This window comes from Burkholderia sp. IMCC1007, from assembly GCF_027257875.1.
Classification (GTDB): domain Bacteria; phylum Pseudomonadota; class Gammaproteobacteria; order Burkholderiales; family Burkholderiaceae; genus Burkholderia.
Window position 1 is genome coordinate 62,842 of record NZ_JAPVQY010000031.1, and the last position, 17,927, is coordinate 80,768.

Annotated in this window: 17 protein-coding genes; 13 read left to right on the plus strand and 4 right to left on the minus strand. The window is 63.1% G+C overall.

Translation table 11 applies throughout. The features are described 5' to 3' along the window. Positions 1-96 precede the first annotated feature (96 nt). Positions 97-2,523 carry an AAA family ATPase gene (locus O1Q03_RS24125; RefSeq protein WP_269506527.1) on the plus strand — a complete coding sequence of 809 codons (2,427 nt, stop codon included), beginning with the start codon at positions 97-99 and terminating at the stop codon, positions 2,521-2,523. 382 nt (positions 2,524-2,905) lie between these two features. Here O1Q03_RS24125 and O1Q03_RS24130 read toward each other — a convergent pair whose 3' ends face one another. Then, on the minus strand, positions 2,906-3,208 hold the full coding sequence (locus tag O1Q03_RS24130) for a hypothetical protein (protein ID WP_209825005.1): 303 nt from the start codon (positions 3,206-3,208) through the stop codon (positions 2,906-2,908). A gap of 344 nt (positions 3,209-3,552) precedes the next feature. Between O1Q03_RS24130 and trmB the strand changes: the two genes are divergently transcribed. Further along, positions 3,553-4,320 (plus strand): tRNA (guanosine(46)-N7)-methyltransferase TrmB, encoded by a 768-nt coding sequence (trmB, locus tag O1Q03_RS24135; RefSeq protein WP_269506528.1) that lies wholly within the window; start codon positions 3,553-3,555, stop codon positions 4,318-4,320. Between the two features lie 115 nt (positions 4,321-4,435). Here the strand turns inward: trmB and O1Q03_RS24140 are convergent, their stop codons facing one another. The 3 genes from O1Q03_RS24140 to O1Q03_RS24150 all read right to left on the minus strand — a co-directional run bounded on the left by O1Q03_RS24140 (position 4,436) and on the right by O1Q03_RS24150 (position 6,403). Beyond that, positions 4,436-5,266: an undecaprenyl-diphosphate phosphatase gene (locus O1Q03_RS24140; protein WP_269506529.1), complete on the minus strand. Its 831-nt coding sequence runs from the start codon at positions 5,264-5,266 to the stop codon at positions 4,436-4,438. A 78-nt stretch (positions 5,267-5,344) separates the two neighbouring features. After that, positions 5,345-5,926 (minus strand): DUF1439 domain-containing protein, encoded by a 582-nt coding sequence (locus O1Q03_RS24145; protein ID WP_269506530.1) that lies wholly within the window; start codon positions 5,924-5,926, stop codon positions 5,345-5,347. Between the two features lie 159 nt (positions 5,927-6,085). Beyond that, entirely contained in the window at positions 6,086-6,403 is a 318-nt protein-coding gene (locus tag O1Q03_RS24150) for a YkgJ family cysteine cluster protein (protein WP_269506552.1), read from the minus strand. Positions 6,404-6,577: 174 nt separating this feature from the next. Between O1Q03_RS24150 and hemN the strand changes: the two genes are divergently transcribed. The 11 genes from hemN (at position 6,578) to O1Q03_RS24205 (ending at position 17,746) form a co-directional block, all read left to right on the plus strand. Next, entirely contained in the window at positions 6,578-7,969 is a 1,392-nt protein-coding gene (gene hemN / locus O1Q03_RS24155) for an oxygen-independent coproporphyrinogen III oxidase (RefSeq protein ID WP_269506531.1), read from the plus strand. 72 nt (positions 7,970-8,041) lie between these two features. Beyond that, a complete protein-coding gene (locus tag O1Q03_RS24160; protein ID WP_175776730.1) occupies positions 8,042-8,299 on the plus strand; it encodes a hypothetical protein in 258 nt (85 codons plus the stop codon). A gap of 104 nt (positions 8,300-8,403) precedes the next feature. Continuing rightward, positions 8,404-9,060 carry a protein-L-isoaspartate O-methyltransferase family protein gene (locus O1Q03_RS24165; RefSeq protein ID WP_269506532.1) on the plus strand — a complete coding sequence of 219 codons (657 nt, stop codon included), beginning with the start codon at positions 8,404-8,406 and terminating at the stop codon, positions 9,058-9,060. 11 nt (positions 9,061-9,071) lie between these two features. Continuing rightward, positions 9,072-9,395, plus strand: a complete 324-nt coding sequence (locus O1Q03_RS24170; RefSeq protein ID WP_098549530.1) for a rhodanese-like domain-containing protein — start codon at positions 9,072-9,074, stop codon at positions 9,393-9,395. A gap of 524 nt (positions 9,396-9,919) precedes the next feature. Continuing rightward, positions 9,920-11,227: an urea ABC transporter substrate-binding protein gene (urtA, locus tag O1Q03_RS24175; protein ID WP_269506534.1), complete on the plus strand. Its 1,308-nt coding sequence runs from the start codon at positions 9,920-9,922 to the stop codon at positions 11,225-11,227. 176 nt (positions 11,228-11,403) lie between these two features. Further along, the gene (gene urtB, locus O1Q03_RS24180; RefSeq protein ID WP_269506535.1) at positions 11,404-13,023 is read left to right on the plus strand and encodes an urea ABC transporter permease subunit UrtB; all 1,620 of its coding nucleotides are present in this window, start codon (positions 11,404-11,406) and stop codon (positions 13,021-13,023) included. A gap of 1 nt (position 13,024) precedes the next feature. Then, the gene (urtC, locus tag O1Q03_RS24185) at positions 13,025-14,212 is read left to right on the plus strand and encodes an urea ABC transporter permease subunit UrtC (RefSeq protein WP_269506536.1); all 1,188 of its coding nucleotides are present in this window, start codon (positions 13,025-13,027) and stop codon (positions 14,210-14,212) included. Continuing rightward, entirely contained in the window at positions 14,209-15,069 is an 861-nt protein-coding gene (urtD, locus tag O1Q03_RS24190; protein WP_269506537.1) for an urea ABC transporter ATP-binding protein UrtD, read from the plus strand. The genes urtC and urtD overlap by 4 nt, the downstream gene beginning before the upstream one ends. Before the next feature lie 4 nt (positions 15,070-15,073). After that, on the plus strand, positions 15,074-15,766 hold the full coding sequence (gene urtE / locus O1Q03_RS24195) for an urea ABC transporter ATP-binding subunit UrtE (protein WP_269506538.1): 693 nt from the start codon (positions 15,074-15,076) through the stop codon (positions 15,764-15,766). A gap of 256 nt (positions 15,767-16,022) precedes the next feature. Then, positions 16,023-16,754, plus strand: a complete 732-nt coding sequence (locus O1Q03_RS24200; RefSeq protein ID WP_269506539.1) for a type IV toxin-antitoxin system AbiEi family antitoxin domain-containing protein — start codon at positions 16,023-16,025, stop codon at positions 16,752-16,754. Next, a complete protein-coding gene (locus O1Q03_RS24205) occupies positions 16,754-17,746 on the plus strand; it encodes a nucleotidyl transferase AbiEii/AbiGii toxin family protein (RefSeq protein WP_269506553.1) in 993 nt (330 codons plus the stop codon). Before O1Q03_RS24200 ends, O1Q03_RS24205 begins: the two co-directional genes overlap by 1 nt. Positions 17,747-17,927: the final 181 nt, after the last annotated feature.

Here is a 17,927-nt window from a genome sequence, read left to right on the forward strand (position 1 = left end):
TACATCAACATTACGGACCGGCCACGGCTAGAAAATTGGCCGGTCCTCGTCTAGACTCCTCGCTACTAAGACAACAATATGCGCGGGGCATACGAGATGATCACTGGACTCGACATAGATAGTTTCGGTAGCTTTGCTGACCTGGATTGGAAAAAGCGTGTCCGAGACGGAGGAAATAATCCGCAAGACTTCAAACGCCTGAACATCTTGTATGGCCGGAACTACTCTGGAAAAACCACGCTTTCTCGAATTTTTCGGGCTTTAGAAACCGGACATCTTCCGCAGAATTACACGGATTCCTCATTCAAAATCCACGGCGACAAAGGGGACGTAACGCAGCTTACTATTGGCACACATGCCTATGATGTTCGCGTCTATAACCGCGATTTTGTCAGCGACAATCTGAGCTTTCTCGTTAATCAAAACAAAGACGGGGAAATAAAAACCTTCGCCATCGTCGGCGAGAAAAACAAGGAAGTTGAAGACGCGATCGCTGCGATTAGAGCGAAGCTAGGTAGTGTTGAGACCAAGGCCGGCTTACTCCACGATCTGGAAGAGAAGCGTAAAGAACGGGAACGAACAAAGAACAACCACAAGACCGCCCTCGATTCTCTCGAAGGAAAGCTTCGCACGCACGCCAATGATAAAATCAAGCGAAACCGAACTTATGGCTCAGCCGTCTACAACATTGAGAGCATTAAGAAAGATATTACCTCGATCAAGAAGGCGAGCTTTACAGCCCTAACGACTGAAGAACAAGCTGCAAAGGTAAATTTACTGAAGCAAGAAGCGTTGCCCGATATTACAGACGCAACAGCAATCAATCTTGATATTGAATCAATAGCAAACACAGCGAAGGATCTGCTTGAAAGGCAGATCAAGCCTACGCGGGCCATACAGGAGTTGCTTAGTGAGAGCGCTCTACAACTCTGGGTGAAACAGGGCATCCCCCTACACAAAAACAAGCGCGACACTTGTGCCTTCTGTCGTCAGAGCTTGCCACATGACATTTGGCAAGTCCTGGACTCCCACTTCAGCCAGGAATCGTCCGACCTTGAATCTGCCCTTAACAGATGCATGACTACAGTTGACTCCGAGATCAAGCGCATTCCAGAATTTATGACTTTGACCGGGGATGAATTTTATTCAGAAGAGAAAATTCTGTTTGAAGCGAGCAAAAAGGCGCTTGCAGAGTGCTTGAAGATTTATCAACAGGATTTGGAAGCACTCAAATCCGCGCTAGGGGACCGCAAAAATAACCTTTTTCAGCCGGTTGCCATGCCGCGCTTCACATACGACTCCGCAGCGATTCAACAGCTTATTGACGAGATTAATGCATTAATCACCAAAAACAACAATAGGACGAGCTCTCTCGAAAAGGACAAGAGCTCCGCGCGTGAAGCATTGCGACTGACCGATGTCGCTTCCTTCGTCGCCGACGTCTCTTACGACGCGGAGAAGCTACGCATCACGGAACTTGAGACCCAAGCAAGCAACGCCAATACGGCATACACCACTGCCAATACAGAAATCGTCGAATTGCAGGCGGAGGTTGTTAGTTTGCAAGGGCAACAGATAGACGAACGAAAAGGTGCCGAGAGAGTCAACAGTCTCTTGAATCACTTTTTTGGCCACGACGGAATCAAGCTTGAAGCAAAGGACAGTGCTGACAAAACCGCCGTTCGGTTTGAAGTCACGCGCGATGGCAAGTCGGCTTACAACCTCAGCGAAGGAGAATGCAGCCTCATTGCATTTTGCTATTTTATTGCCAAGCTGGAAGAACCCGACAGCAAGGGAAAGGATCTAATTATTTACATCGATGATCCGATTTCCAGCCTAGACGGCAACCACATCTTCTTCATGTTTAGCCTCATCGAAAGTCTGATTGCCAAGCCCGTAAAAAACGCCGACAACTCAAACAGCTATCGCTACAACCAGCTCTTCATTTCCACCCACAACTTAGATTTCTTGAAGTATCTCAAACGCCTTTCAATTCCAAAAAAGAAGGCATCTATAGGAGATGGCAAGCCAAAATCCGTAGATGACAATGAGCACTTCATGATCGAACGCAACGGTGCGAACAGCAACATTATGCTCATGCCGTCTTACCTGAAGGACTACATCACTGAATTCAACTACCTCTTTCATCAAATCTACAAATGTAAAAATCAGGATGCCGCTAAAGATGGGCATGAGCCATTCTATGGGTTCGGCAATAATCTGCGCAAATTTCTGGAAGCGTTTTTATTCTTCAAATTTCCATACCACGACGACAAGAATGATGCCTTTGAGCGCATCAAAAAATTCTTTGGCGAAGAAGACGCAACCGCAATCGCATTGGTAAACCGGCTCAACAATGAATTCTCACATCTTGAGTCAATTCCCGATCGAGGATTTAAACCGGTGGAGATTCCCGAGATTGCCAAAGTCGCCAACTTCGTCCTGGATAAAATCTACCTAACCGACCCCGACCAATACAACGCTTTGTTGAAGAGCATTGGCGAGCCTGCAAGGGCGCAATAAAGCAAGGGGGCTTGGCTGCCCCCTCGCCGCTATTGTCGTCAATCTGGCTGTCAACGTTGCTGCACTCTCTCTTAACGAAAAACCGCCTCACGCATAGCAGAAAGCGCGGGCCAACTCGAACCTTCAAAGGCCGCCGACAGCCCCCCATTTCGGGGCATTCCGAATTTTCTCCGACATTTCACTGGTGTTCGCATAACCTAACTCGCGTCGTGTCTCGAAAATCCCTCTACGGAACACCGACAAGCCCACAAGTCGGGGCACACAAACGGTAGGGGGTCCTAGGAAATCCGCGACCGGTCCGAGGTATCGCATCCTTCAATCGAGGCCGCGGATCGTCAATCCTTATAGAAGTCGCTCGATGCTGGATCTATTGGGCGAGACGTTACGCGCTATTCCGATGTGACTCCAGCACACGCTCTGCCTCTGAAGGCAAGATACCCGCGATCACATAGAATCCGGTCTCGGACAAACGTGCACCAGCACCTTCATCCGGCTCGACCTCAAGCACAACATTCTTGACCGAATGTGAGGGCCGGTCTGCGTTGATGCTAGGCGCGTCAACTCCCGCATATATCACCTGCCGTGAGCCGATGATCGCTTCAGCTTCTTCAAAGGTGATCGATACCCCTGGTCCGAACTGACTGTTTGGACGCGGGCCATCCTTCGCAAACCACATCGTCGGCATAGTTAGAGCTCCGTCAGCAGAAGTTCACGACGCCTATGATACAACCCGTGAAACCCCGCACCGTCATCGCGCTGGAAGGTCCGTAGCGTGGTCTTCTGGTAAACTGCTACACAAGTATCCGACATGGAGTAGCGCTGCCCGCTCCGTGTTCCTTATAAATCAATGTGTTGCGGGGGCGCGTGGACGGTGCTTCGATTCCCATCGCCCGCTCCACTTTCTGCTGCACTGCAGCCTGCGCATGAGCCGCCTCGTTGAAGGCGGCTTTTTTGTACCATGTGCCGGTTCATCCGCCACACTGCTGCGCATAGGGGCCCTCGCCCGAACCGAGCCTTTCTCTGTCACCGATGATGCACGACGATCCGAACGAAGCCGGCCAGCCGCCGCACGATGCCGCCCTTCCCGACGAAGCCGCCGACGGCACCGCCGAAGTCAATCCGCTGCACCGCCGCCGCATCCGCAGCTTCGTGACGCGCGCCGGCCGCGTATCGACCGGCCAGCGCCGCGCGCTCGACGATCTGGGCCCGCGCTTCGTGGTGCCGTACGCACCGGAAATCCCGGACTGGGACGCCATATTCGGCCGGAGCGCGCCGCGCATCCTGGAGATCGGCTTCGGGATGGGCGCATCGACCGCCGAAATCGCCGCACACCGCCCGGGCGACGACTTCCTCGGCGTCGAGGTGCACGAGCCGGGCGTCGGCGCGCTGCTGAAGCTGATCGGCGAGCAGGACCTGCCGAACATCCGCATCATCCAGCACGACGCGGTCGAAGTGCTCGAGCACATGCTCGCGCCGGAAAGCCTCGACGGCGTGCACATCTTCTTCCCCGATCCGTGGCACAAGGCGCGCCACCACAAGCGCCGGCTGATCCAGCCGCCGCTCGTCGCACACCTCGCATCGCGGCTGAAGCCCGGCGCGTACCTGCATTGCGCGACCGACTGGCAGAATTACGCGGAACAGATGCTGGACGTGCTCGGCGCCGATCCGTCGCTCGAGAACACGGCCGCCGACTACGCGCCGCGCCCCGACTACCGCCCCGTGACGAAGTTCGAACGGCGCGGGCTGCGGCTCGGCCACGGCGTGTGGGACCTGGTGTTCCGCAAGCGCGCGGGCTGAATCCCCACCGCAGCGGTGCATCGCACGCGCCGCGCCGCGCAATGAAAAACGTCCCGACCGGCATGTGCCGATCGGGACGTTTTTCATTGAAAGCGCCGCCGCCCGCGCTCCGGCATCACGCCCAGTTCAGCCAGCCGCTATAGCCGACGAGCAGCACGAACAGGCCGAACGCGATCCGGTACCACGCGAACACCGTGAAATCGTGCGTCGCGACGTAGCGCAGCAACCAGCGCACGCAGACGAACGCACTGACGAACGCCGCGACAAGCCCGAGCGCGAACAGGCCGAGCGAGTCGACCGTGAACGCCTGCCAGTCCTTGACGGTTTCATAGAGCGTCGCGCCGAAGATGATCGGGATCGCGAGGAAGAACGAGAATTCGGTGGCCACGCGCCGGTCGAGGCCGAACAGCATCCCGCCGATGATCGTCGAGCCCGAGCGCGACATGCCGGGCACCAGCGCGAAACATTGCGCGATGCCGACCTTCAGCGCATCGAGTGGCGTGAGCGCATCGACCGACTGCACGCGCGGCGGCGCGCTGCGCTCGCGCTGCCGCGCCTCGGCCCACAGGATGATCGCGCCGCCGACGACGAGCGCGAACGCGACCGGCACCGGCGAGAACAGCACGGCCTTGATCTTCTTCTCCAGCAGCAGGCCGAGCGCGATCGCGGGAATCGTCGCGATCACGACGTTCAGCGTAAAGCGCCGCGCGTCGGGCCGGCGCGGCAGGCCGGCCACGACCGATACGATCCGTTGCCGGTATTCCCAGCACACGGCGAGGATCGCGCCGAACTGAATGACGACGTCGAAGGTTTTCGCGTGCGCGTCGTTGAAGTTGAGGAAGCTGCCGGCAACGATCAGATGACCGGTGCTCGACACTGGGAGGAATTCCGTCAGCCCCTCGACGACGCCGAGGATCAATGCCTTGCAGATCAGGATCCAGTCCATCCGTGGCCCAACTCCGAAGTGGTCGAAAGAAAGGGCCACGTAACCGCCGCGGCCCGCCCGGCCGCGCGCGGTGCATCGTCACTTTTCGACGATAGCCACGCGTATGCCGTTTGTAAGAATCGTAATTGTACCGGGTTCGTAGTTCACACCGGCAAATTGCAGTTGTTCGGGCTTGAACGTGTAGATCGGATAGTTGGTCAGCACCTGCGTCGCGAGCAGGCCGGCGGCCGCGCCGACCTGTTGCGCATACATCTGCGCGTCGCCGTCGAGCACGAGGCTGTCGACGGCCGGCGCCTTCAGCACGACCGAGCGGCTCGGCGCGTCGTACGCGAGCTGGCCCGACACGGTGAACTTGCCGCTCACGGGCTCGCGCAGGAACGGGCTCGCGAAATGGGCGTCGAGCTGCACCGCGACGCGGTTCCGGTCAGGCAGCAGGTTGACGGCCGGATTCGCGAGCGACACGTCGACGACCTGCGCGACCGTCCTCTGGTACGGAAACTTGCGCGCGACGGCTTTCTGCACGTCGCCGCGCGAGAACGTGTAGTGATCGGGGATGAACGGGAACGTCGACGCGCAGGCGGCGAGCGATACCGACACGCCGATGGCGCCGGCGCAGACGGCGAGGAAACGGCGCCGGCCGGGCGTGCAAGGTGCGGTCATGCTGGAAATCTCCTGTGTCGGGCGAAGCGGCAGGCTGGCTATCGGCTCCGGCCCATGGCGGGGCAATGGACCCACGTTAGTGCTGCGGCGCGCGCCGGCGGTTCCATGCGTGCGCGGCCGCCCTCGAACGCGGCGAACGGCCGGCGCGGCGGCGGCCCGTTACCGCGCCGCGCAGGCGCCACCGGACGGCTGCGTCGCGACCTCCAGGCGCGCGAGCCACGCGAGCGCGTCGTCGCGCGACGCGCCGCACATCTCGGCGGACGGCTGCAGCCCGGAACAGCAGGCAGGCCGCTCGGGCCGCCCGAAGATCCGGCAGCGCAGGTCGTCGCCGAGCTGCACGCAGCGCACGCCGGCCGGCTTGCCGTCCGGCATGCCCGGAATCGGGCTGGAAATCGACGGGGCGATGCAGCACGCGCCGCAACCCTCGCGACACGCATGCGGCGGCGGGACCTCGGCGGGCGCCGGGCGAACAGGCATTTCGACGGACACTCGGCTTCTCTCGTACGAACAACAAAAAAACGCTGCGGCAACCGGACGCGGGGTGCGGCAGCCCACTGCGCATTGTGCCACCGGCGGCTGCGACCTTATTACACAATGCAGCCCAAACGCGCGTTTATATACTCGGCAGCATCCAGAAAGCGCGAGACCACCATGAGTTCCGGTTCTGCCGACACGATGTTCCGTCCCGATTTGCTTGCGAAATACGGCGCAAACGGGCCCCGCTACACGTCGTACCCCACCGCGCTGCAGTTTCGCGACGATTTCGATCCGGCCGACTACGTGCGCGCCGCGAGCGATCCCGGCGCGTCGTCGAGCGAGCTGTCGCTGTACTTCCACATCCCGTTCTGCAACACGGCCTGCTTCTACTGCGGCTGCAACAAGATCGCGACGAACAACCGCCGCCGCGCGCGCCCGTATCTCGACCAGCTGAAGCGGGAAATGGCGCTGCAGGCCGCGCTGTTCGACGCCGCGCGGCCGGTCACGCAGCTCCACTGGGGCGGCGGCACGCCAACCTTCCTGTCCGACGCGGAAACGGCCGAGCTGATGGCCGCTACCCGCGAACACTTCACGCTCGCGCCGGACGCCAACGCGGAGTTCTCCATCGAGATCGACCCGCGCACGGTCACGCCCGCGACGCTCGTCCACCTGCGCAACATCGGCTTCAACCGGCTGAGCCTCGGCGTGCAGGACTTCGATCCGGTCGTGCAGCAGGCGATCAACCGGATCCAGCCGCTCGCGATGACGGCCGACCTGCTGAGCGCCGCGCGCGCGACGGGCTTCCATTCGGTCAGCGTCGACCTGATCTACGGGCTGCCGCACCAGACGGTCGCCGTGTTCGCGCGCACGCTCGAGACGATCATCGCGCTCGCGCCGGACCGGCTGTCGGTGTTCGGCTACGCGCACATGCCGAACCTGTTCAAGATGCAGCGGCAGATCGACGACGCGACGCTGCCGCCGCCCGAAACGCGCATCGCGCTGCTCGGCCTCGCGATCGACATGCTGACGTCGGCCGGCTACGTGTACATCGGGATGGACCACTTCGCGCGGCCGTCCGACGAACTCGTGCGCGCGCAGCGCAACGGCACGCTGCAGCGCAATTTCCAGGGCTACAGCACGCGGGCCGATACCGATCTCGTCGGCTTCGGCGTGTCGTCGATCGGCAAGGTCGGCGACGTCTACGCCCAGAACGCGAAGGACCTGCCGGCCTATGGCGCCGCGCTCGACGCGGGCCGCCTGCCGATCGCGCGCGGCGTGCGGCTCACGGCCGAGGACCGGCTGCGCCGCGACGTGATCACGCAGCTCATGTGCAACCTCGAACTGCCGTTCTCCCACATCGAGGCCGCGCACGGCATCCGCTTCGCCGATCACTTCGCGCGCGAGCTCGACGCGCTGCGCCCGTTCGAGCGCGACGCGCTGCTGAGCATCGCCCGCGACCGGCTGACGATCCATCCGGCCGGCCGGATGGTCGTGCGCAACATCGCGATGGCGTTCGACGCGTATCTCGGCCACACGCCGCAACATCGCTATTCGCGCACCGTCTGACACCGCGCGGCCGCAGGCGGGTGGCCGGTTTGATACAGTGAGGGGCTCGACGCCCCTGCCAGAACCCGCACCATGCGCACCACCAAAGCAACCAACGCAGTCGAACGCCTGAAAACCCGCTCCGGCAACCCGCAGTTCGCGGCCGTCGCGGTGGCCGGCGGCCTGTTCTATCTCGTCGACCGCTCCGGCGGCACCGCCGAGAAGCGCTGCGAGCCGCTGCCGCTCGACGAATTCGTCAAGTTCGTCGACGAATTCGGCCCCAAAAAGCCGCGCAAGGCGAGCAAGCTGGATCTCGCATTCGAAGCGCAGATCAAGAAGAGCAAGGGGTAAAGGTCTGTTGCACGGGGCCGGCAGGCTTTGCCGCCGCCCCGTTTGGTACAATCACGAAGTTTCTCTATCCCCGCTGACGGCCGACCTGGCTGCGTGACCACACCATGAATATCGAAAACGCGCGTTTCAATATGATCGAACAACAGATCCGGCCGTGGGACGTGCTGGATCTCGACGTCCTGGGTCTGCTGTCGATCGTCAAGCGTGAAAAGTACGTGTCGCCCGAACATCGCGATCTCGCGTTCGCCGATCTCGAGCTGCCGCTGCCCGGCGGCCGCGCGAAGATGCTGTTCCCGCGCGTCGAAGCGCGCGTGCTGCAGGAACTGACGGTCAAGAAGCACGAGAACGTGCTCGTGATCGGCGCGGGCTCCGGCTACCTGAGCGCGCTGTTCGCGCACCGCGCACGGCACGTGACGGCGGTCGAGATCGATCCGGCCATCGCGAAGTTCGCGGAAGAGAACCTGCGCAACGACGGCGTGACGAACGTGGAAGTCGTGCTCGGCGACGGTTCGCTCGGCTGGGCGGACAAGGCGCCGTACGACGTGATCTGCGTGGCCGGCGGCCTGCCGCTCGTGCCGCAGCAACTGCTCGAGCAGCTGAAGGTCGGCGGCCGCCTGTCGGCATTCGTCGGCGGCCGTCCGGTGATGAAGGCGCAGATCATCACGCGCATCGACGACAAGCAGTACCGTGTCGCCGACGTGTTCGAAACCTATGTCGACCACCTCGTGAACGCGATCGAACCGTCGCGTTTCAAGTTCTGAACGGCGGCCCCATGCAGATCCTGACGCCCGCGATGCTCGCGGAATGGCTTCGCGATTCGGCACGTCCCGCGCCGATCGTGCTCGACGTGCGCGAGCCGTGGGAAATCTCGACCGCGCAGATCGCCGGCAGCGTGTCGATCCCGATGCAGCAGATCCCCGCGCGCAGCGAGGAGCTCGACGACGAAGCCGAAATCGTCTGCGTGTGCCATCACGGGATGCGCAGCGCGCAAGTCGCGATGTTCCTCGAATCGCGCGGCTTCACGAAGCTGTACAACCTGCAAGGCGGGATCGACGCGTGGTCGCGCGACGTCGATCCGTCGGTGCCGCGCTACTGAGCGCCTGACCTTCCCGGCCGCGCATCACGCGCCGCCACGTCGACCGGCACCTGGCTGCCGGCCGCACCGATCCGCCGAACGGGCGCGCATGGCGCGCCCGTTTTCGTTTTCGCGCTGCCCCGCTTTCCACCCGCGTCGCGCTCGATGAAGTTGTCGCGCGGTCCCGCTCCCCAGCCCCGGCGCCCTCGATGACGATGTCGCGCGGCCTCGCCGCCCCCCGGCGCCCTCGATGACGATATCGCGCGGCTTCGCCGCCCGCGACATGCGTCACTTCGCGCACGCCCTTCAACCGCTGACGCCCGCGCCTGAACCCGCGCGCACGCCGTGCACCATTTGCGCCCGCACGCGCGCACCGCAACGGACCGCGCATGCTGCACGACGCGTCATGCGCACCGCGCCGACGCTTCGCGCTGTCCCGCACAGGCACGCCCGGCGTGCATTCCCCCGACTGGCACATGCCTTGCATTACTCCAATGCCGGCGCCGTCACGGCGCACGCCAATCCAACACGTCAAGGGGAACTCGATGAAACGTCGCAGTCTGCTGAAGTTCGGTTCGATGGCCGGTGCGCTCGCGCTGGCGGGCAAGAGCCCGTTCGCGCATGCAGCCGATGCGGGTACGGGGCCGATCAAGGTCGGCATCCTCCATTCGCTGTCGGGCACGATGGCGATCTCCGAGACGTCGTTGAAGGACACGGCGCTGATGACGATCGCCGACATCAACAAGAACGGCGGCGTGATGGGCCGCAAGCTCGAGCCGGTGGTCGTCGATCCCGCGTCGAACTGGCCGCTGTTCGCGGAGAAGGCGCGCCAGCTGCTCACGCAGGACAAGGTCGCGTGCGTGTTCGGCTGCTGGACGTCGGTGTCGCGCAAGTCGGTGCTGCCGGTGTTCGAGGAGCTGAACGGCCTGCTCTACTACCCGGTGCAGTACGAAGGCGAGGAGATGTCGCGCAACGTGTTCTACACGGGCGCCGCGCCGAACCAGCAGGCGATCCCGGCCGTCGAGTACCTGATGAGCGCGGAAGGCGGCGGCGCGAAGCGCTTCTTCCTGCTCGGCACCGATTACGTGTATCCGCGCACGACCAACAAGATCCTGCGCGCGTTCCTGAAATCGAAGGGCGTGAAGGACGCGGATATTCAGGAGGTCTACACGCCGTTCGGCCACAGCGATTACCAGACCATCGTCGCGAGCATCAAGACCTTCGCGCAGGGCGGCAAGACGACCGTGGTCTCGACGATCAACGGCGATTCGAACGTGCCGTTCTACAAGGAACTCGGCAACCAGGGGATCAAGGCGACCGACGTGCCGGTGGTCGCGTTCTCGGTCGGCGAGGAGGAGCTGCGCGGGATTGATACGAAACCGCTCGTCGGCCATCTCGCTGCATGGAACTACTTCATGTCGGTGAAGAACCCGACCAACACGAAGTTCAAGGATCAGTTCGCCGCATGGGTGAAGGCGAACAACCTGCCGGGCGGCGCGAAGCGCGTGACCAACGATCCGATGGAGGCGACCTATGTGGGCATCCATATGTGGAAGCAGGCCGTCGAGAAGGCGAAGAGTACCGACGTCGACAAGGTGCGCGTCGCGATGATCGGCCAGACGGTCGCCGCGCCGTCCGGCTTCACGCTCGCGATGGACGGCAACCATCACCTGCACAAGCCGGTGATGATCGGCGAGATCCGCGGCGACGGGCAGTTCAACGTCGTGTGGAAGACGAAAACCGCCGTGCGCGCGCAGCCGTGGAGCCCGTTCATCGCGGGTAACCAGAGCAAGCCGGACGTCGTCAGCTCGATTCCGGCGTTCCTGCGCCGGCAGCGCGCGGCGCTGGCCTGACGCGATGCGGGGCGTTGCGCGCACATGCAGCGCCCCGGCCGCGCGCGGCTCGCGCGGCAGCAAAGCGTCCAAACGGGCGTGTCGGTACGGCGGCATGAAACGCCGTCGTTATTACCGACGCCGCAGCCGCCATGCCACTGCGTGAGAACGCTTCTCCACGCCTGACAGGAATTCCGATGCCGATACGCTTTCACCGGACCGTCGCTGCGATCGTCGCGTGCGCTGCGCTCGCCTGCGCGCTGCCACGCGCCGCATTCGCGCTGACGGCCGCCGATACCGCCGCGCTCGCCGGCGATGACTTCGACGCGAAAACGGCCGCAGTCGATCGGCTCGCGACCGATGCCGACCCGCGCGCCGCCGCGGTGCTGAATGCGCTGTCGAGCGGCGACGCGCTCGCGACCGGCGACGGCCATCTGCTGATCCAGACCGGCGACACCGCGCACGATGCGTTCACGCAGGCCGCGACGCCGGCCGGCGACGCGCAGCCGGTGATGCTGAACAACCTGCTGCGCACGAAGATCGCCGGCGCGCTGTCGGGGCTCGCACTCGCGTCGCCCGATGTCAGCGCGCGTCGCGACGCGATCGACGCGCTGCTGAAGTCGCCCGACCCGGCACTCAAGCCGATGATCGACCGCGCGCGCGCGAAGGAAACCGATCCCGCGCTGAAGCGCCGCCTCGACGCACTGTGGGCGATCGCCGCGCTGCACGATCCGGATCCTGCGAAGCGTCTCGAAGCCGTGCAGGTGGTGGCCGCGCGCAGCGATCTCGACATGATCGAGCAACTGCGCCCGCTCGTCGCGAAGAACGCCGACGGCAGCTACGCGGAACCCGACGCGCGCGTGCGCGACGCCGCTCAGCAAGGACTCGACACGCTGCACACGTTGCAGCGCCACGGCGAAATCGTCGGCACGTTGTTCGCCGGCCTGTCGCTCGGCAGCGTGCTGCTGCTCGCGGCGCTCGGCCTCGCGATCACGTACGGGCTGATCGGCGTGATCAACATGGCGCACGGCGAATTCCTGATGATCGGTGCGTACGCAACCTATGTCGTGCAGACGCTGATCCAGCGCTATGCGCCGGCCGCGTTCGACTGGTATCCGCTCGTCGCGGTGCCCGTGTCGTTCGCGGCGGCCGCGCTCGTCGGCATCGTGCTGGAACGCCTCGTGCTGCGGCACCTGTACGGCCGGCCGCTCGAGACGCTGCTCGCGACGTTCGGCGTGAGCCTGATCCTGATCCAGGCCACGCGCATGCTGTTCGGCGCGCAGAACGTGCAGGTCGTGAACCCGTCGTGGATGAGCGGCGGCGTGACCGTGATGCAGAACCTGATCCTGCCGTACAACCGGCTCGCGATCCTCGCGTTCGCGCTCGCCGTGGTGTTCATTGCGTGGGGCGTGCTGACGAAGACGCGGCTCGGCCTGTTCGTGCGCGCGGTCACGCAGAACCGTCGGATGGCCGCGTGCGTCGGCGTGAAGACGGCGCGCGTCGATGCGTATGCGTTCGCGTTCGGCGCGGGCATCGCGGGCCTCGGCGGCTGCGCGCTGTCGCAGATCGGCAACGTGGGCCCCGACCTCGGGCAGAACTACATCATCGATTCGTTCATGGCGGTCGTGCTCGGCGGCGTCGGCCAGATCGCCGGCACCGTGCTCGGCGGCTTCGGCCTCGGCCTCGTCAGCAAGGCGATCGAGCCGTTCTGGGGCGCCGTGCTCGCGAAGATCGCGGTGCTCGTGATGATCGTGCTGTTCATCCAGAAACGCCCGCAGGGGATGTTCGCCCCGAAGGGACGCAGCGCGGAGGCTTGACGTGACTTCCTTCACCGATTCGTTGTCGAACCCGGTCGCCGACGCGCCGAAACCGGCGCCGGGCACGCGCGGCACGGAAAAATTCGCGCTCGGCCTGCCGCCCCGCCCCGCGCTGCTGTCGCGCCGCGCGTGGCTCGCGCTCGTCGCGCTGTGCATCGCGATCGGTATCGGCGTGCCGCTCGCCGCGCTGGTCGCGCCGGAGTCGAGCGCGTTCCATCTGTCCGCGTATGCGATGACGCTCGCCGGCAAGTTGATGTGCTACGCGATCGCCGCGCTCGCGCTCGATCTCGTGTGGGGTTACTGCGGGATCCTGAGCCTCGGCCACGGCCTCTTCTTCGCGCTCGGCGGCTATGCGATCGGCATGTACCTGATGCGCGAGATCGGCCGCGACGGCAAGTACGGCAGCGACCTGCCCGACTTCATGGTGTTCCTCGACTGGCATCAGCTGCCGTGGTACTGGAGCGGCACGCAGCATCTCGCGTGGGCGCTCGCGCTCGTCGTGCTCGTGCCGGCCGTGCTCGCGTGGGTGTTCGGTTTCTTCACGTTCCGCTCGCGCGTGAAGGGCGTGTACCTGTCGATCATCACGCAGGCGCTGACGTTCGCCGCGATGCTGCTGTTCTTTCGCAACGAGACGGGCTTCGGCGGCAACAACGGCTTCACCGATTTCAAGCGCATCGCCGGGTTTCCGATCACGTCGGCCGGCACGCGCACGGTGCTGTTGCTGCTGACCTTCGCGACGCTCGTGCTCGCGTTCCTCGTCGCGCGCGCGATCGTCACCAGCAAGCTCGGGCGCGTGGTCACCGCGGTGCGCGACGGCGAGACGCGGCTGATGTTCGTCGGCTACAGCCCGCTCGCGTACAAGCTGTTCATCTGGACGCTGTCGGCCGTGCTGTGCGGGATCGCGGGCGCGTTGTACGTGCCGCAGGTCGGCATCATCAATCCGGGCGAGATGTCGCCCGGCAACTCGATCGAAATGGCGATCTGGGTCGCCGTCGGCGGTCGCGGCACGCTGATCGGGCCGATCGTCGGCGCGTTCGCGGTGAACGGCGCGAAGAGCTTCTTCACCGCGTACTTCGCCGAATACTGGTTGTTCTTTCTCGGCCTGATCTTCGTGCTGGTGCCGCTGGTGCTGCCGCGCGGAATCATGGGCCTCGTCGACACGCTGCTCGCAAAGGGGAAACGCGGATGAACGGCACGGCGCTCTATCAGTTCACGCCCCCACCGCCGGAAGACGAGCTGCTCACCGTCAGCGGCACCGCGTCGATGGGCCGCGTCGTGCCGCCCGGCATCGATACGTCGCACGGCACGATCCTCTACCTCGAGGACATCGAAGTGAGCTTCGACGGCTTTCGCGCGCTGAACAAGCTGTCGCTCGAGATCGACGTGGGCGAGCTGCGCTGCGTGATCGGCCCGAACGGCGCGGGCAAGACGACGATGATGGACGTGATCACCGGCAAGACGCGTCCCGATGCGGGCAAGGTGTTTCTCGGCCAGACCATCGACCTCGCGCGGATGAACGAGCCGGAAATCGCGCGCGCGGGCATCGGCCGCAAGTTCCAGAAGCCGACCGTGTTCGAACAGCATCCGGTGTGGGAAAACCTCGAACTGGCGATGCAGACCGACAAGGGCTGGCTCGCGTCGCTGCGCGCACGGCTCGATCGCGGCGCGCAGGCGAAGATCGAGGAGACGCTCGCGCTGATCGGCCTCGAAAGCGACGCGTATCGCGCGGCCGGCGAGCTGTCGCACGGGCAGAAGCAGCGGCTCGAGATCGGCATGCTGCTGATGCAGCGCCCGGCCCTCCTGCTGCTGGACGAACCGGCGGCGGGGATGACCGACCACGAGACGATGGAACTCGCCGCGCTGTTGAACACGCTGCGCGGCACGTGCTCGATGATGGTCGTCGAGCACGACATGGAGTTCGTCGCGGCGCTCGCGGGCGACACCGGCCGCGTGACGGTGATGGCCGAAGGCGCGGTGCTCGCGCACGGCACGCTCGACGAGGTCAAGCGCGACGACGCCGTGATCGAGTCTTATCTCGGACGATGATGCGATGCTGAAGATCGATGCACTGAACCAGTACTACGGCGGCAGCCATATCCTGCGCAACGTGACGCTCGCCGCCGACGACGGCAAGCTCACCGTGCTGCTCGGCCGCAACGGCGTCGGCAAGAGCACGCTGCTGCGCTGCCTGATGGGCGTCGTCGCCGCGAAAAGCGGCAGCGTGTCGTGGCGCGGCACGGCGCTCGGCGCACTGCCGCCGTATGCGCGCGTCGCGGCCGGGCTCGCGTACGTGCCGCAGGGCCGCGACATCTTTCCGCGACTCACCGTCGAGGAGAACCTGCTCGTCGGTGCGGCCAGCCGCAAGGCGCCGTCGAAAGTGCCCGACCGCATCTACGACCTGTTCCCGGTGCTGAAGGACATGCGCGCCCGGCGCGGCGGTGACCTGTCGGGCGGCCAGCAGCAACAGCTCGCGATCGGCCGCGCGCTGATGAGCGAGCCGCAACTGCTGATCCTCGACGAGCCTACCGAAGGCATCCAGCCGTCGATCATCCAGGACATCGGCCGCACGCTGCGCCAGCTCGTCGACGAATCGAAGATGACCGTGCTGCTCGTCGAGCAGTATTACGACTTCGCGCGCTCGATCGCGGACCGCTACTGGGTGATGAGTCGCGGCGAGGTCGTCGCGGGGGGTGATGCGCGGGACATGGAAGCGGACGGCGTGCGCGAGTTGATTGCGGTGTGATGGACACCGGTGGCAGCCTGCTGTCGACGATCAGTTAATTCGGACCCTTATTATTCTTGCGTTAAATATTTTCGGATTATCAAATAAACTGTGCATTTCCCGCATGCAGTCAACGCCTCCGGATCATGCTCTTTCCGAGGCGTGGTTTGAGGTCTGACGGGATCCGGCGAATCCGGCGCGATAGCGTTATAAAATTGCAGATAATCAAACATAGTCTATATATACTGCAAACAGACAACGCCCTAGTCACGCCACGATGAGCAACAAGACAGTCCAGCGGTTGATGCAGGAGACCCTGCGCGGTTACCCCATCGATTCCGAAATGCTTCGGAACATGGGCGTAAGCGCGGCTTTGGCGTCGCATATGGTCAAGTCCGGCTGGCTGCAACGCCTTTCAAAAGGTACCTACCTACTGACTGGCGACACGCCCTCGCGGGACGGCATCATCGCGTATCTTGGCCGACGCGTCCCCGGCATCCACGTCGGCGGCAAAACAGCCCTCGCCTGGCAAGGTGTTCGCCACAACATCGCATTCAAAGAGAAAGTCATTCTCTGGGGCTCGAGACCCTATCGCATCCCCTCATGGGTCGCAGAGCACATGCACTACACATACCAGACCACCGCGTTGTTCGACGAATCGTTGCCCTATTCGTACGGGCTAACGCAGCTTCCCGCCGGGGGACCCGACGTGCTTGTTTCCGTGCCGGAGCGGGCCATACTGGAGCTTGCAAGCGACATCGGAAAGGGGCAGTCGTTAGAGGAAGCATCCAACCTGGTGATCGGATTGCGCAACCTGCGCGTCAAAACGCTGGACGTGCTTCTACATCACTGTACGAGCGTGAAGGTAGTACGACTGGTGCGGGATCTTGGACAGGGTGCGGACTTTCCGTGGGCACGAGAGCTCCAGAAGCACGTCAACCGTCTCGGCGAAGGCACGCGATGGTCGAACAAGATGAAAAACGGCAAGCGACTCACACTCAAACCGTGATGAACCAGACCTATGTGGACACCGTCCGGCTGATGCTCTCGATTGCACCGATCGTCTTCGACACGCCGCGCTTCGCGATGAAGGGCGGTACCGCGCTAAACCTCTTTCTCCATGACATGCCACGTCTGTCGGTCGATATCGACGTCGTGTTCACCGATCGAGGCCTGAACCGCGAAGAAGCGCTCGATGCGATCAACCACGAACTGAATCGAGCCCGGAAGCACATCGAGGCCGAGGGACATGCGACGGAGTTCTCGGCCGCCTCCTCATCCGGAAAAGCGAAGGGCGACGACGTGAAGCTCGTGGTCATTTCCGGCGCGACCGCCGTCAAGGTCGAGGTCAACTACATATTCCGCGGCACGTTACTCGACCCCGTCCGGCGGCTCCTCACGAAGCAAGCCGAGGACACCTTCAGCACCAGCATCGCAGTCCCGACGCTTCACGACGCGGAGCTCTACGGCAGCAAGCTAGTGGCCGCATTGGATCGCCAGCATCCGCGCGATCTTTTCGACGTGATGCATATGTATTCGCACCACGGGTTGCGCCCGGATATCGTGGATGCGTTCGTGGGCTACCTGTCCGGGCATAACAGGCCGATTCACGAGGTGTTGTTTGGACCGAAGCATTCGATGGCAGAGGCCTATGACGCCGATTTCGTCGGCATGACGGTCGAACCCGTCGACCTGGCGGTGCTCGAAACAATACAGGAACGGCTCCATCGGGAACTACCCGCATCGCTCACGGAGAATCATCGTCGATTCCTGATATCGCTGGTCCGGGCCGAGCCAGACTGGTCCTTGATGCCATACGCGCATCTGCGCGAGTTGCCGGCCCTGAGATGGAAGCTCATCAACCTCGAAAATCTCAAAAAGAAAAAACCGGAGGTGTTCGCACAGCAGGAGTCGGCGCTCCGCGAGAAATTCGCCACGCTGGACGACGAACATGCGTCAGCCAACATGGAGATCGACACCATGCCGCCGAGCCAGGAATAAACCAGCCAGCAGCGTGCCACCATTCTCGCATCGCGGGCCCGTCGCACTGTTCTGACGATCCACTGCATGGCATGCCATCAAACATGTTCGGTCATGCTGGTCACGCGGAGGATTGGCGATGCGACCTAACCCGGTGCTTCCTACGCACGCGGCATCTGCATTATTGTTCCGGTAGCATCCA

Bases quoted from the DNA above. Each gene is read 5' to 3' on its own strand.
- O1Q03_RS24130 (WP_209825005.1), bottom strand. From the start codon at position 3,208: ATGCCGACGATGTGGTTTGCGAAGGATGGCCCGCGTCCAAACAGTCAG.
- urtE (WP_269506538.1), top strand. From the start codon at position 15,074: ATGCTGAAGATCGATGCACTGAACCAGTACTACGGCGGCAGCCATATC.
- O1Q03_RS24125 (WP_269506527.1), top strand. From the start codon at position 97: ATGATCACTGGACTCGACATAGATAGTTTCGGTAGCTTTGCTGACCTG.
- O1Q03_RS24205 (WP_269506553.1), top strand. From the start codon at position 16,754: ATGAACCAGACCTATGTGGACACCGTCCGGCTGATGCTCTCGATTGCA.
- O1Q03_RS24200 (WP_269506539.1), top strand. From the start codon at position 16,023: ATGAGCAACAAGACAGTCCAGCGGTTGATGCAGGAGACCCTGCGCGGT.
- O1Q03_RS24170 (WP_098549530.1), top strand. From the start codon at position 9,072: ATGCAGATCCTGACGCCCGCGATGCTCGCGGAATGGCTTCGCGATTCG.
- O1Q03_RS24145 (WP_269506530.1), bottom strand. From the start codon at position 5,926: ATGACCGCACCTTGCACGCCCGGCCGGCGCCGTTTCCTCGCCGTCTGC.
- urtB (WP_269506535.1), top strand. From the start codon at position 11,404: ATGCCGATACGCTTTCACCGGACCGTCGCTGCGATCGTCGCGTGCGCT.
- urtD (WP_269506537.1), top strand. From the start codon at position 14,209: ATGAACGGCACGGCGCTCTATCAGTTCACGCCCCCACCGCCGGAAGAC.
- O1Q03_RS24140 (WP_269506529.1), bottom strand. From the start codon at position 5,266: ATGGACTGGATCCTGATCTGCAAGGCATTGATCCTCGGCGTCGTCGAG.
- trmB (WP_269506528.1), top strand. From the start codon at position 3,553: ATGATGCACGACGATCCGAACGAAGCCGGCCAGCCGCCGCACGATGCC.
- hemN (WP_269506531.1), top strand. From the start codon at position 6,578: ATGAGTTCCGGTTCTGCCGACACGATGTTCCGTCCCGATTTGCTTGCG.
- O1Q03_RS24150 (WP_269506552.1), bottom strand. From the start codon at position 6,403: ATGCCTGTTCGCCCGGCGCCCGCCGAGGTCCCGCCGCCGCATGCGTGT.
- O1Q03_RS24160 (WP_175776730.1), top strand. From the start codon at position 8,042: ATGCGCACCACCAAAGCAACCAACGCAGTCGAACGCCTGAAAACCCGC.
- urtA (WP_269506534.1), top strand. From the start codon at position 9,920: ATGAAACGTCGCAGTCTGCTGAAGTTCGGTTCGATGGCCGGTGCGCTC.
- O1Q03_RS24165 (WP_269506532.1), top strand. From the start codon at position 8,404: ATGAATATCGAAAACGCGCGTTTCAATATGATCGAACAACAGATCCGG.